Source organism: Clostridium sp. CAG:265, assembly GCF_000436575.1.
Taxonomy (GTDB): Bacteria; Bacillota; Clostridia; order Clostridiales; family Clostridiaceae; genus Clostridium; species Clostridium lentum.
In genome coordinates this window covers 31436-44038 of the sequence record NZ_FR886631.1, presented here as the reverse complement: position 1 = coordinate 44038, position 12603 = coordinate 31436, and the positions used below count along the sequence as shown (strand labels likewise).

Genomic DNA, 12603 nt, shown 5'->3' with positions numbered 1-12603 from the left:
GGGAAAAACATTCCAACTTCAAAATCTGAAATCATTGCAGTAGAAATTGAAGAAATAGATGGCAACGAATGGGTTAAAATTTACGAAGCTTAAGAGGAGATAAAAATGGAATATAATTTAATTGCAACCACAACATTTGGTTTGGAAGGAATAACTTCAAGAGAATTAAAGGCACTTGGATATGATGATTTAAAAGTTGAAAATGGAAAAGTTGAATTTATTGGTGATGAAATGGATATAGCTATAGCTAATGTTCACTTAAGAACAGCTGATAGAGTATTTATAAAAATGGCAGAATTCCAAGCTAAAAGCTTTGAAGAGCTTTTCCAAGGAACAAAGGCAGTAAAATGGAGTGAGATAATACCTGTAGATGGTGTTATGCATGTAGTAGGAAAATCTGTTAATTCAACATTACATAGTGTTCCAGACTGTCAATCAATAGTTAAAAAGGCTATTGTAACAAGTATGAGTGAAAGCTATGGAGTAGATACTTTTAGTGAAGATGGTCCTGTATATAAAATTCAAGTGGCTATCCTAAAAGATAAGGTAACTTTATCAATAGATACAAGTGGAGCTGGTTTACACAAAAGAGGATATAGAGAAGATGCAGGAATAGCTCCGTTAAAAGAAACTTTAGCAGCAGCACTTGTTCTAATTTCAAGATGGAAAGGGGAATATGTATTAGTTGATCCTTTCTGTGGTTCAGGAACTATATTAATTGAAGCTGCCATGATTATGCAAAATATCGCACCAGGATTATGTAGAAATTTTGTATCAGAGACATGGCCTACAATAGGGGCAGATGTTTATGAACAAGTTAAAGAAGGAGCAGAAAGATCTATAAAAAATAAAGATATAAAGCTTATTGGTTATGATATTGATGGAAGAGTGTTAAAAGTAGCAAGATCTAATGCTGAAAAGGCTGGAATTGCTAAGTATATTGAATTCCATAAGAGAGATTTTAAACAATTCTCAGCTTCAGAGCATAATGGATTTATTATAACAAATCCTCCATATGGTGAAAGACTTGGTGATAAGGAAGAAGTTGAAACATTATATAGATATCTTGGTGGTAATAAAAGAACTTTAGAAAGATGGGACTTTAATATTTTAACTTCTTTTGAAGGGTTTGAAAGACCTTTTGGTAGAAAAGCTACTAAAAACAGAAAATTATATAATGGGAGATTAAAATGTTATTACTATCAATATTTTGATAATAATTTAATTAAAAATGATGGAGATACATTATTAAATCGTATATAAGGAAAATGGGTGAATTAGCACCCATTTTTTATTCTTTCCTAATATTTAAATCTGTATAGTTTTTAGGATCTGTATATAATGTATAGTTAGTATGATAGATAACCATACCTGGTTTAGCACCAGAAGGCTTTTTTAAATTTTTTACTAAAGTATAATCCACAGGAACTTTAGTAGAATTCTGAGCTTTACTATAGTAAGCAGCTAGAGAAGCAGCTTCCTCTAAAGTTGAATCAGGTATATCAGTTGCACAGATTATTACATGTGAGCCAGGTATATTTTTTGTATGAAGCCATAAATGATTTTTGCTGGCTAATTTTAAAGATAAATAATCATTTTGAATATTATTCTTACCTACATAAATATCTATTCCATCAGAAGAAATAAAATGTAATGGCTTTGATGTTTTGCTTTTCTTTGAATTTTTGTTTTGTTTTCTTTTTCTAATATACTCTGTTGTAATTAATTCATTTTTTATATCTTCAATCTCTTCATAATTATCTGCATTTTGTATATTTATTAAAACTGAATTCAAATATAGTAATTCTTCGGAGTTTTTCTCTAATTGTTCTTTGGCAGCTTCTTCAGATTTTTTTAGCTTATTATACTTTTTATAATAACTTTGAACATTTTCTGCAGGTGATTTATTAGGATCTAAATTTATAGTGATATCTTCATAGTCTTCACTATAGAAGTTATGTAATGTTATCTCTGAATCATTAGGATTTATACTATAGATAAATGATGTTAACAGGTCACCTTTAATTTTATAATCTTCCTTTGTTTTACACTTTGCAAGCATTGCATCAAGTTTTTCAGCTTTTTTTAAGCAGCGGTCAATATTAGTATGGAGCAATCTCTGAAGATTTATAGATCTATTTTTTAATCTTTCTTGCTTATCTTTTTCTTTGTAGAATTTATCAAGTAAAACATTAGGATTAGGGAAATTTAGAGTTACACATTCAGCAAAACTATTTAACTTCATACAGTAAAATTCAACAAAATCTCCATTTTTAGTATAGATGTTATATTGTAAATTACTATTAAGTTGATGGATAAACTTGATAAAATAATTATAAAGTATAGTTGTTGTTATTTCATCTTCAGAGTAGGTACTAATCAAATCTTTATATAAGTTTTTTGATAATGTATTACTTACTCCAGTGAATATTTTATTAAATATCAAATTATTTAATTCTAGATTATTATTAGAGATAAATTCAGTAAAGTCTTTAAGTTGGAACTTGAATGGATTAAGCTTTGGAGAAACCGGTGGATAATTATATGTTACTCCAGGATAAAGAGTCCTAAAGCTATTAATATCTGAACCAACATGCTTGATACACTCCATAATCTTATTATCTCTTTCACGTACAAGAGATATATTACTATGACGACCCATTATTTCAACAATTAAATAATAAATGCTGTTAAATCCAAGCTCATCAGAAGATTCTATGCAAATTTTAATAAGTCTATCGCAATCAATTTGCTCAATGCCTAAAATCTTTCCACCTATAAGATATTTTCTTAATACCATTGTAAACATAGGTGCTTGAAGTGGATTTGGCTTACTTTCTTCTGTAATATGAATACGTGGATATTTAGGAGAGGATGATATTAAAAGTCTAATATTTTGCCTATCTTTTCTAAGTGTTAATATTATTTCATCTTTCTCAGGTTGATTTATTTTATCTATTTTTGAATTTATTATTGATTTTTTTAAATCTTCGACTAAACTATATAAGTAGATACCGTCTAATGCCATAAGTGTCATCCTTTCTTTATGTTAATATCTAAGGTAAGTATAACATTTATTGTAATATATATTCAATGGATTATTGTCGTTAGAAAGTATAAATAAAATACTAGTGTTAGAGAAGGGTGTAGTATGAAAAGGCGTTTTTTTTCAGTTTTAATGACAATGTTTATAACCATAATGTTACTTAATGGTTGTAACACTAATAAAGAAATAAAAAATGATGAACAAAATCAAGCAAAAAAAGAAATACAATTAGAAAATGGAGCGTGTATTAATGAAATAAGTGGTGGGTATGATATTCTTAGTATTAAAGAAAGTGAGTATAATATTATAGATAACGAAAGATTTATCTTAAGTTTTAATAAAAACTCAGCTTCATATTTATATATAAGTAATCAGACATATTATGTTCATTATGATGGTTCCGACATTGAATTAAGGGATAAAAGTGTACAAGCACCTTTGTTTTCACCTGATGGTAATTATTTGTTTTATTTTACTAAAGACCAATATCTACAACCAGTGATATATGATCTTAAAAATTCTGAAAAACTGGATCTTAAAATTAATTGTAGTATTTCAGGGACATATGCTACATGGTTTAGCAATGAGAAGATAATTTACTATGGAGTGAAAAAGGACAGTAAAACTAGCGGTATGTTTTCATATGATTTAAAAAGCAATGAAGAAAAATTGGAAGAAGAGATAAGTGGTGGGTATGTAAGTTTTATAAAATTCTTTGGTTCAGAAGTGATTTTCTTTATAGAGAAGTATAACGGAGAAAAATCGTTAAAATCACTAAAAGTTAATGGAGATGTTGTAGCTATATCTGATAACGTTGTAGAAGTTTATGATATAGAAATAATTGATGAAAATATTTATCTATTAGGTAGAATGAGTGATAATGTTTATTCATTATATGACTTATCAAAGAATAAAAGATTAATCTTTAATTTTCCAAGTAAAGTAATATTTGAAAAAGGATTAAGCCATACAGATAATGGTGAAATACTGTTTATTGGTAATAATGATGGCAGCACTAAAGAAAAAATATATGCATATGCCAATGATAGTATATATATGATAAATTTAGATTCCGGTGATTACACATTTATTGAAATTAATTAATAGTTAAAAAGCAGTTTAGAAAAATTCTAAGCTGCTTTTTGATTATTATTAGCAAAAAGTGTTAATTATTAGTACTAGGAGGAATTAGTAAATGAATGAAGTAATGCTAAATGATATTGACATTTTAATTTCAAGAAAAATAAGCAAAAGTAAAGCGGAAAAAGCTAGGATACTTCCTTTTAAAGAGGATGGTGGAAAAGTGTATATGCTTTGTGAACTTCATGATGAAAGCATTTGTAAAGAGATGCAATTTCTCTATGGATGTACAATATGTGAAATATTTATAAGTAACGATAAGTTAAAGTATCTCATAAAGAAAGTTTTCTTTTCACAGGATAATAATAAAATTGAAGATGAAATAATTTTGGAAGCCATTGATAAGAAAGCTTCAGATTTACATTTTGAACCCTACAAGGATATAGTATATGTAAGAGTGAGGATTGATGGAATCCTTAGTCTTCTATATATAATAACTAAGGAGGAATACTCAGCTATATTATCAAGAATAAAGATTAAGTCTTCTTTAGATATCACAGAACATAGAAGGCCACAAGATGGTAAGATAACAATGGATATAGATGGAAATACATATGATTTACGTGTATCTATCATTCCAGTGGTTTTTGGTGAAAAAATAGTATTAAGAATTTTATATAATAATGGGTTTAACTATTGTATAGATAATTTGAAGCTACTTCCTAAGCAAAGACTTGAACTTGAAAAAATAATAAATAAGAATACTGGCCTAGTTATTGTAAATGGACCAACTGGTAGTGGTAAATCTACTACATTATATACAATATTAAATTATGTTAATAAAAGTGAAGTTAATGTTGTAACACTTGAAGATCCGGTAGAAGTAATAATAAATGGAGTTAATCAAATGATGGTTAATAGCAAGGAAGGAGTAAGTTTTGCAAATGGGCTTAGAAGTATAATGCGTCAGGATCCAGATGTGATAATGGTTGGAGAGGTAAGAGATGAAGAAACTGCTGTTATGGCTGTAAGAGCAGCTCTTACTGGTCATAAAGTATATACAACAATTCATTCAACAGAACCAAGAGAGGTATACTTAAGATTGGAGGAAATGGGTATAAAGAGTTATTTAATTAGAGAATCTCTTGTGGGAATAATATCTCAAAGACTTATTAAGATGCTATGTGATTCCTGTAAAGAGGAAGAAATTATAACTTATACAGGTAGCAGAGCAAAAATATATAAAAGGGGAATTGGTTGTGAAAAATGTAATTTCACTGGTTATTTAGGGAGAGCGTTAATAATATCTATTAATGAAATCACCAAGGATGTAAAGAAAAAACTGGTTAAAATTTATGATGATAATACCATATTAACCAATATCCAAATGGTAGATAATTTAAATAATTTATTGATAAATGGTAAAATTTCTAGGCTTGATTATATGGAATTTATTGATAGAGAGGAGCTAGAGTTTGATTATGAAGGAAGTTTCAAAACGGAAGGCTAATTGGAATAGCTTATCAGTAATTGCCGATAATATAGCTAAGCTATATGGTGATGGTCTTCCTTTTGTATATATTTTTGAGTTATTGGCTGATTTGGATATAGGAGACAAATATAAACGAGCATTATTTAAAATAAAAGGAAGAATTAAAAGTGGTATTTCTTTAGAGGATGCCTTTAAAAGTCAAGGAGAGTTATTTCCTAATTTCTTTGTGGAAATGGTAGGTATTGGTGAAAAGACAGGAAATATATCAGAAGTACTAAATGGGTTAAGTATGTTTTATGGCAAGATGGCTTTTATTAAGAAATTTTTAATTAATGCGTTATCTTATCCTTTAATAATCTTTATAAGCTCCTTAGCAGTTATTATTTTTTTAAGTATAGCAATTATACCTAACTTTAAAGAGGTATATATTTCTTTAGGCAAAGATGTGCCAAAAAGTTTTAATTTTATCATTAATCTAAAAACTTTTATTTATCACAATAAAACTTTAAGTTGTGTTTATTTTTTCTTATGGGGAGTGGTATGTCCATATATAATTTGTAAAGTGTTTTTAAAAGAGAAATTTTTGAAGATTCTTTGTTTAATTCCTATATATAAAAGATTTGTGGAGTACATAAACATTATGCTTTTAGCAGTGGTGATAAAGAGTGGAGTAAATTTAATTAAAGGATTAGAGTTTTGTAGTGAAATACAATTATTAGGAAATAATAATACGGTAGTCAGAGAGATAAAGAATAAGGTTATATCTGGCAATGGATTAAGTGATTCTATGGCTCAAACAAAAATCTTTTCTAAATATACCTTAGCACATATAAAACTTGGAGAAGAAAGTGGGTCTTTAGATTTAAGACTTATACAAATTGAAAAATTTTTATTCAATAATATTCAAGAAGATTTAAATAAAAAGATATCCATGATACAACCATTAATTATTGTATTTATTGGTGTATTTGTATGTATATTTATTGTGGTTTTTATACTGCCTGTATTTGGAGAATTAATATGAAGTTTCATTATAAGAAGGCGTTTACTTTATTAGAATTACTTATAAGTATATCAATAATTATCGTTGTATTTTCATTGTCATTTAGAGGTAAGAAGATTTTAGACGCTACCATTAATAATATAAAGGCACATACAGCTGTAAGTAATATGTGTGATTTTTTAAGCTATAGTAAATTTTATTGTAATAAAAATAACTCATCGGTAATAATTAATTGTAGAAATAAGGGTTATGCAGAATTTGTAGATCCTAGCAAAAAATTCTCTAAAAAACTAAAATTACCTAAAGGTTTTAATTTTATTACTAACTATAGTATAAATTGCTCTAATGAAGGAGTTTTATCTTCTGGAAGTATTTATATATGTGATAGCTATAATAATTTTTATAAAATAACCATATCTGTTGGTGTTGATACTATAAATGTATATTATGGAGAATAACTATGATAAGAAAAAAAGGAAGCCTTATAATTGAAAATATGTTATCTAGTGCAATGATTATTATATTGATTTTAGGTATTTGTCAAGTTATTGTAAGCAAAGATAAATGGCATGAGATAAAAAATAAGGAAGATGAATTTACTAGAATTACCTATGCAGTAGAAGAGGAGCTTAAATATAACTTAAGTATTGAAGAAATAAAAAATTTAGCAAATAGTAATGTAATTTCTTTATCAAAGGATAATATTTTAAAATGCTTAACAACAGAAGGATTAGAAATGATTCAGAAAGGAGATGATATTGTAATTCTTATTGATAATATTGATAAGGACAGAATTAAAATTAATATCTGTTTAAGAGAAGTCTGTTATGGAAATACTGTAGAAAGTAAACGAAGTTTTGTAAAGGATAGGTTGATGGATGAGTATTACAAATAGACATGAAGGTTTTACTTTATTGGAAGTAATAATTTCATTAGGAATTTCAATGAGTTTATTATTGATAATTATAAAGGTTAATAGTGAGGTTATAAATGATTATTGTAGCAATTCTAAAGAAAGCATTTTGGAAGATAATTTTGATAATGCTATGTTAAATTTAGATAATATAATAAATGGTTATGAAGTAAGCGATATAAAAGCTGAAAATAATCAAATTATCATTAAATATGATCTTGATTTTGAAAAAGATTATTATAAAATTAGAAAAATTTTTTTTAGTAGTAATAAGCTTATGGTATCAACTATTAATCATGATTCTAAGGGGATAAGTAGCGGAAAAAATGTAATATTAAATAATGTTAAAGAATTTAATGTGTATACAAAAAAATCTTTAATATACTTTGAAATAATTACGGAATTAGGGGAAAGTAGGATTAGATGTATATAAAGAAAACAGAAAAAGAAGGATTTATTCTAGTTGAAACAATGATAATAGTAGCAGTATGTATTTTAATTTTAAATATGTATATAAAAGGAACTATATGGGATATAGAAAAAAGTTCACTTTATACAATAAATAACGATTTGCTATATATGGATGAAAGTGAGCTTGAATTTATTGATGTTGTAAAAGAAGAAATTAATAAAAATCAAGAATTAAAGGATAAAATAAAAAATGATGAATTAATTAAAGAATTGGAATATAGGTATACTAATGATGATTTTAGCTTTAATATTACTAAAGGGAAGATATTTCTTATTAAAAGTGAAAATAAAAATAAACTATATAAAAAATTAAAAGCTATTAACTTAGAAGAGGAGATAATAATTATTCCTGATTATTATAAAGCATATAATTTAATGTATTAGGAGCAAAATAATGATTAGTAAAAAATTAATTTTATTTAAGCAGTATTTTTTATATGAAGGTAAAAAGTATACTATAGATGAATTTTTTAATAATATTAATGAAATTTATAAAAACCTAAAGATAATTATAGCTGAAAATGAAATGTTTATTTCTCAGTACAAATTGGAAGATAATAATGTAACAGTATTTTTAGATAATATTATGATGAATAATGAAGTTAATAATGAAAATATTCTAACAGACTATTATTATAATAAAAGAAAAAAGATCTTATATTTATATTCATTAAATGAAGGAAAATATATAAACAAGATTGCTAATGATAAAACAATTGTTAAGGTTATACCAATACAATTCTACATAAGAAATATTTTGAAGATTGCTTTGTATAGAAAATCAAAAGTTTTGGTGATTACAAAGATACATAAAAATATTTACGCAATTATTTCTGAAAAAGGGTGCATTACTTATTCAAATATATTAACAAATGATAAAAATGTTTTGAATAATGAAATACTGAAATTTGCTAAAGATATAGAAATTATTCTTGATAAAGAATTAGAAGATTTTCTTGTGGATGACATTAAGAAGAGTTATAAAATAAGTATTAAATCTATAGGGAGGAATATTAGTGAAAAAATTTATAAAATATAAAGGTTTTTTACCACCTCGCTATGTAGATGAAAAGATAAGTAAGAATAAAAAAAATAATAAGAAAGCTATTTGGATGTTAGTAATATTAAACTTTTATATGTTACCGGTAAATTTTAGAAATGTTTTAAAGGAAACTAATGATGAGAAGATTGTTAATATAACATATTATAATGAAAATGAAAAATTAATAGAGGATATATCAAAATGGCTTGAGGTAGCATCTCTAGGTATTGATTCAATAGAGGTTAAAGAGAATAAAGGCATAGTGAGTGTACTTAATAAGGATATATTATGTGAGGTTGAAAATAAAGGATACGGAATAATTAAAATTACGCAAGAAAATTCAATTTATAAAGCCAATATTGTTAAGGATGATTAAAAATGAAAAAAGAAATAAAAGAATTAATTTTAATGGTGATAACAGTTATTTTTACTATAATCCAACTTATATTTTTCCTACAGAATACTTTAACAGCTAATAAGGAAACGACTCAATTAACTAACATATCTGAAACAAAAAATGAAGACGTTAAATTTTCAACTATTAATGATGAATTAAAAGCTTTGGAGAATGGTATTATAAGTGATATAAATGATAGCGGTGATAGCTGGAAAGTGAAGATTATATTAGATGGCAATAAAGAAGAAATTTTAAATTCATTAAATAAATTAAACAATATGGAAAAATATACAATAAATGAATATAATATTGATGGTAATAAAGGCTATTTTGCAGTTAAATTGTATTTAAATAGGAGAAAATAGAGTTTTTTTTACTCTTATTACCGAAATAATTGCATTTCTTTAGTAATTTTGATAGAATGTTTTTGTTGTATCATAAAACAACGAAAAACGTTATGACTATTAATTTATTTTAAAGGTCATAATAACTATGAATTCAAGTTATTTTGGAGGGAAATATATGATATCAGCAGGTGATTTAAGAAAAGGTACTACTTTTGAGCATGAAGGACAAGTTTTCACAGTTATCGATTTCTTACATGTTAAACCAGGAAAAGGAGCTGCATTTGTTAGAACTAAGTTAAGAAATGTTATATCTGGAGGTGTTACAGATACAACTTTCAACCCAACAGCTAAACTTCAAGAAGCAGTAATAGAAAGAAAAGAAATGCAATACTTATATTCTGATGGGGAATTATATTATTTCATGGATCAAGAAACATTTGAACAAATTCCTTTAAACTATGAAAAAGTTGAAGAAGCTATAAAATTCTTAAAAGAAAACATGTTTGCAATTATTAAATTCTACAAAGGTGAAGCATTCTCAGTTGAAGCACCAAATTTTGTTGAATTATTAATTACACAATGTGATCCAAGTGTTAAGGGTAATACAGCTACAAATGCTATGAAGCCAGCAACATTAGAAACTGGAGCACAAGTTAACGTTCCAATGTTCGTAAATGAAGGAGATACTATAAGAGTAGATACTAGAACTGGCGAATATATGGAAAGAGTTTAGTTATAAAAAGCTAAGTTATATAACTTAGCTTTTTATTTTAATATTTCATATTATTTTAATTTTTTAGTAAATTGTTTTTAACTAGGAAATACGGGTATAATTATTAATGTAATTATTTTTCAGAAGGATGTGTAAAAATGAAGAAAATTTTTGATGAAATTAATGATTTAAGACAAGTTATTAATGACATAGATGATGAAAAATATAAAAATATTTTATCTGCAATAAGTGGTGTCGTAAATGATATGGCATTAAAAGTTGAGGAAATAATAGTAAAGCAGGAAGCTATTGAAGAAAATATGGAATACATAGGTGATGATTTAACAGATATGAGAGAAGAGTTATTTGAGGAAGTTTCATTTGATGATTTAGAAAATCTAGAAGATGAATATGAAGAAATACACTGTCATAACTGTGGTAAGCCGTTATTTGTTGAAAGAAAAGCAATAGAAAACAACTCTTCAATTCCGTGTCCTTTCTGCAATAAAAATGCAAAATAGAAAAATATACAAGAAGAAGTGATAATTAAAATTTATCGCTTCTTTTTTTACGGAATAATTTACATAAATATATATTGAAATGAATATTAATTTAATATGTGAAATAGTAATTACATGACTAAGTTTAGTGATGGAAGGAAGTGAAGTGAGTGGACAATTGCATCGAGGTATTACAGGTTTTACCGAAAAAAATCATAGAAATAATAGAAGGCAAAGTTGACACTAAGAAAATTCAAGAAATAAGGATAAAAGTTAATAAGCCAGTAATCATAAATATCACCAATGAGGAATTGGTACTTGATTATATAGTTTCAAAAGATGAACTTAAATATATCATAACTAAGATATCTAGTTACTCCTTATATGCCTTTGAAGAGGAAATGAAGCAAGGATACATTACTTTTAGAGGTGGACATAGAATTGGTTTAGCTGGACAATGTGTAATGGAAAACGGACGAGTTAAGATTTTAAGAAATATATCATCTATTAATATTAGAATATGTAAGGAGATAATTGGATCATCTAATAAGATAATGCCTTATATATCTAACTTTAATAAAGTATATAATACACTTATTGTATCGCCGCCCAAATGTGGCAAAACTACAATTTTAAGAGATATAGCAAAAAATATATCAAATGGATTTTCGCGAATAAATCTCAAAGGTAAAAAAGTAGCAATTATCGATGAACGAAGTGAGATAGCAGGTTGCTATAATGGAATTCCTCAAATGAATGTAGGTATTAGAAGTGATGTTTTAGATAATTGCTTAAAAACAAATGGAATAATAATGGCTATAAGGAGCTTATCACCAGAAGTAATTATCTGTGATGAAATAGGTACCATGAATGAGGTAGAGGCTTTAAGCATGGCCTTTAACTCTGGAGTAAATATGATATTGACAGTGCATGGTATTGATTTGGATGATGTTAGTCGTAGGAAAAGTTTAAAAGAGCTTATTAATGATAATATACTTGAAAGGATTGTTGTTTTAAGTTCTAAAAATGGGCCTGGAACCTTAGAAAAAGTCTATAAGATACAAGAAGGAGGGCAAATTAAGTGTTTAGATATTTAGTTTTAATATGTATCTTTTTAATATGCTCATATATTGGATTTATTATTGGGGAAAGTTACAAGAAGAGAAGTATTAACCTCAAAGAATTTCAAAAAGCAATAATACTTATGAATAACGACGTAATTTATAATAACACTCCACTGATTGAGGCTTTGTATGATGTAAGTAAAAAAATAACTGGTGAATTATCTTCAATGTTTAAGGAAATTGCATCTACTTTAGAGGAAGGAAAAGCAAATAGCGTTTTTGATATTTTTAATAATATTTATGGTAAGTATGAAAATGATTTAAGTTTTAAAAAAGAAGATTATGGGATAGTATCAGATTTCTTTAGAACACTAGGTGAAACAGGGGTATTTGGACAAGAGAAAATATTTAAACTGACTTCAGAACAAGTAAAACTTAATTATCAAGAAGCTTTAAAGGAAGCCAAAGTTAATATAAAGATGTATAGGACTTTAGGGGTATGCGCAGGAGCATTAATAGTAATATTTTTCATATAA

Annotated in this window: 16 protein-coding genes and 1 pseudogene; 16 read left to right on the top strand and 1 reads right to left on the bottom strand. The window is 26.5% G+C overall.

Annotated features, from left to right (window positions below; translation table 11 throughout):
* Together Q5O29_RS09035 and Q5O29_RS09030 are read left to right on the top strand one after the other, a co-directional pair.
* Positions 1–93: pseudogene (locus Q5O29_RS09035) on the top strand (bifunctional pyr operon transcriptional regulator/uracil phosphoribosyltransferase); the annotation flags it as partial.
* A 12-nt stretch (positions 94–105) separates the two neighbouring features.
* Positions 106–1263, top strand: coding sequence for a class I SAM-dependent RNA methyltransferase (locus Q5O29_RS09030; protein ID WP_022212630.1), 1158 nt, complete (start codon positions 106–108; stop codon positions 1261–1263).
* Between the two features lie 28 nt (positions 1264–1291).
* On the opposite strand, the gene Q5O29_RS09025 is transcribed toward Q5O29_RS09030, so the two are convergent.
* Entirely contained in the window at positions 1292–3028 is a 1737-nt protein-coding gene (locus Q5O29_RS09025; protein WP_022212629.1) for an NFACT family protein, read from the bottom strand.
* 123 nt (positions 3029–3151) lie between these two features.
* Between Q5O29_RS09025 and Q5O29_RS09020 the strand changes: the two genes are divergently transcribed.
* The 14 genes from Q5O29_RS09020 (at position 3152) to Q5O29_RS08955 (ending at position 12603) form a co-directional block, all read left to right on the top strand.
* The gene (locus tag Q5O29_RS09020) at positions 3152–4150 is read left to right on the top strand and encodes a hypothetical protein (protein WP_022212628.1); all 999 of its coding nucleotides are present in this window, start codon (positions 3152–3154) and stop codon (positions 4148–4150) included.
* Positions 4151–4241: 91 nt separating this feature from the next.
* A complete protein-coding gene (locus Q5O29_RS09015; RefSeq protein ID WP_022212627.1) occupies positions 4242–5636 on the top strand; it encodes a GspE/PulE family protein in 1395 nt (464 codons plus the stop codon).
* Complete coding sequence (locus Q5O29_RS09010) at positions 5608–6642, top strand: type II secretion system F family protein (RefSeq protein ID WP_302632001.1); 1035 nt, start codon at positions 5608–5610, stop codon at positions 6640–6642. The genes Q5O29_RS09015 and Q5O29_RS09010 overlap by 29 nt, the downstream gene beginning before the upstream one ends.
* A complete protein-coding gene (locus Q5O29_RS09005) occupies positions 6639–7079 on the top strand; it encodes a prepilin-type N-terminal cleavage/methylation domain-containing protein (RefSeq protein ID WP_022212625.1) in 441 nt (146 codons plus the stop codon). The genes Q5O29_RS09010 and Q5O29_RS09005 overlap by 4 nt, the downstream gene beginning before the upstream one ends.
* A gap of 2 nt (positions 7080–7081) precedes the next feature.
* The gene (locus Q5O29_RS09000; RefSeq protein WP_022212624.1) at positions 7082–7516 is read left to right on the top strand and encodes a hypothetical protein; all 435 of its coding nucleotides are present in this window, start codon (positions 7082–7084) and stop codon (positions 7514–7516) included.
* Positions 7500–7967, top strand: a complete 468-nt coding sequence (locus Q5O29_RS08995) for a prepilin-type N-terminal cleavage/methylation domain-containing protein (protein WP_022212623.1) — start codon at positions 7500–7502, stop codon at positions 7965–7967. The genes Q5O29_RS09000 and Q5O29_RS08995 overlap by 17 nt, the downstream gene beginning before the upstream one ends.
* On the top strand, positions 7958–8389 hold the full coding sequence (locus tag Q5O29_RS08990; protein WP_022212622.1) for a hypothetical protein: 432 nt from the start codon (positions 7958–7960) through the stop codon (positions 8387–8389). The genes Q5O29_RS08995 and Q5O29_RS08990 overlap by 10 nt, the downstream gene beginning before the upstream one ends.
* Before the next feature lie 10 nt (positions 8390–8399).
* Positions 8400–9044 carry a hypothetical protein gene (locus tag Q5O29_RS08985; protein ID WP_022212621.1) on the top strand — a complete coding sequence of 215 codons (645 nt, stop codon included), beginning with the start codon at positions 8400–8402 and terminating at the stop codon, positions 9042–9044.
* On the top strand, positions 9022–9423 hold the full coding sequence (locus tag Q5O29_RS08980) for a hypothetical protein (RefSeq protein WP_022212620.1): 402 nt from the start codon (positions 9022–9024) through the stop codon (positions 9421–9423). Before Q5O29_RS08985 ends, Q5O29_RS08980 begins: the two co-directional genes overlap by 23 nt.
* Before the next feature lie 2 nt (positions 9424–9425).
* Positions 9426–9809, top strand: coding sequence for a hypothetical protein (locus Q5O29_RS08975; protein WP_022212619.1), 384 nt, complete (start codon positions 9426–9428; stop codon positions 9807–9809).
* 157 nt (positions 9810–9966) lie between these two features.
* Positions 9967–10524: an elongation factor P gene (gene efp, locus Q5O29_RS08970; protein ID WP_022212618.1), complete on the top strand. Its 558-nt coding sequence runs from the start codon at positions 9967–9969 to the stop codon at positions 10522–10524.
* Positions 10525–10661: 137 nt separating this feature from the next.
* Complete coding sequence (locus Q5O29_RS08965; RefSeq protein ID WP_022212617.1) at positions 10662–11024, top strand: CD1247 N-terminal domain-containing protein; 363 nt, start codon at positions 10662–10664, stop codon at positions 11022–11024.
* A 149-nt stretch (positions 11025–11173) separates the two neighbouring features.
* Entirely contained in the window at positions 11174–12100 is a 927-nt protein-coding gene (gene spoIIIAA / locus Q5O29_RS08960) for a stage III sporulation protein AA (protein WP_022212616.1), read from the top strand.
* A complete protein-coding gene (locus Q5O29_RS08955) occupies positions 12085–12603 on the top strand; it encodes a stage III sporulation protein SpoAB (protein ID WP_022212615.1) in 519 nt (172 codons plus the stop codon). Before spoIIIAA ends, Q5O29_RS08955 begins: the two co-directional genes overlap by 16 nt.

What these genes read in the sequence shown, in the direction of transcription:
- Q5O29_RS08990 (WP_022212622.1), top strand. Translation starts at nt 7,958, where the DNA reads ATGTATATAAAGAAAACAGAAAAAGAAGGATTTATTCTAGTTGAAACA.
- Q5O29_RS09025 (WP_022212629.1), bottom strand. Translation starts at nt 3,028, where the DNA reads ATGGCATTAGACGGTATCTACTTATATAGTTTAGTCGAAGATTTAAAA.
- efp (WP_022212618.1), top strand. Translation starts at nt 9,967, where the DNA reads ATGATATCAGCAGGTGATTTAAGAAAAGGTACTACTTTTGAGCATGAA.
- Q5O29_RS08975 (WP_022212619.1), top strand. Translation starts at nt 9,426, where the DNA reads ATGAAAAAAGAAATAAAAGAATTAATTTTAATGGTGATAACAGTTATT.
- Q5O29_RS09000 (WP_022212624.1), top strand. Translation starts at nt 7,082, where the DNA reads ATGATAAGAAAAAAAGGAAGCCTTATAATTGAAAATATGTTATCTAGT.
- Q5O29_RS08985 (WP_022212621.1), top strand. Translation starts at nt 8,400, where the DNA reads ATGATTAGTAAAAAATTAATTTTATTTAAGCAGTATTTTTTATATGAA.
- Q5O29_RS08995 (WP_022212623.1), top strand. Translation starts at nt 7,500, where the DNA reads ATGAGTATTACAAATAGACATGAAGGTTTTACTTTATTGGAAGTAATA.
- Q5O29_RS08965 (WP_022212617.1), top strand. Translation starts at nt 10,662, where the DNA reads ATGAAGAAAATTTTTGATGAAATTAATGATTTAAGACAAGTTATTAAT.
- Q5O29_RS09015 (WP_022212627.1), top strand. Translation starts at nt 4,242, where the DNA reads ATGAATGAAGTAATGCTAAATGATATTGACATTTTAATTTCAAGAAAA.
- Q5O29_RS09010 (WP_302632001.1), top strand. Translation starts at nt 5,608, where the DNA reads ATGAAGGAAGTTTCAAAACGGAAGGCTAATTGGAATAGCTTATCAGTA.
- Q5O29_RS09030 (WP_022212630.1), top strand. Translation starts at nt 106, where the DNA reads ATGGAATATAATTTAATTGCAACCACAACATTTGGTTTGGAAGGAATA.
- Q5O29_RS09020 (WP_022212628.1), top strand. Translation starts at nt 3,152, where the DNA reads ATGAAAAGGCGTTTTTTTTCAGTTTTAATGACAATGTTTATAACCATA.
- Q5O29_RS09005 (WP_022212625.1), top strand. Translation starts at nt 6,639, where the DNA reads ATGAAGTTTCATTATAAGAAGGCGTTTACTTTATTAGAATTACTTATA.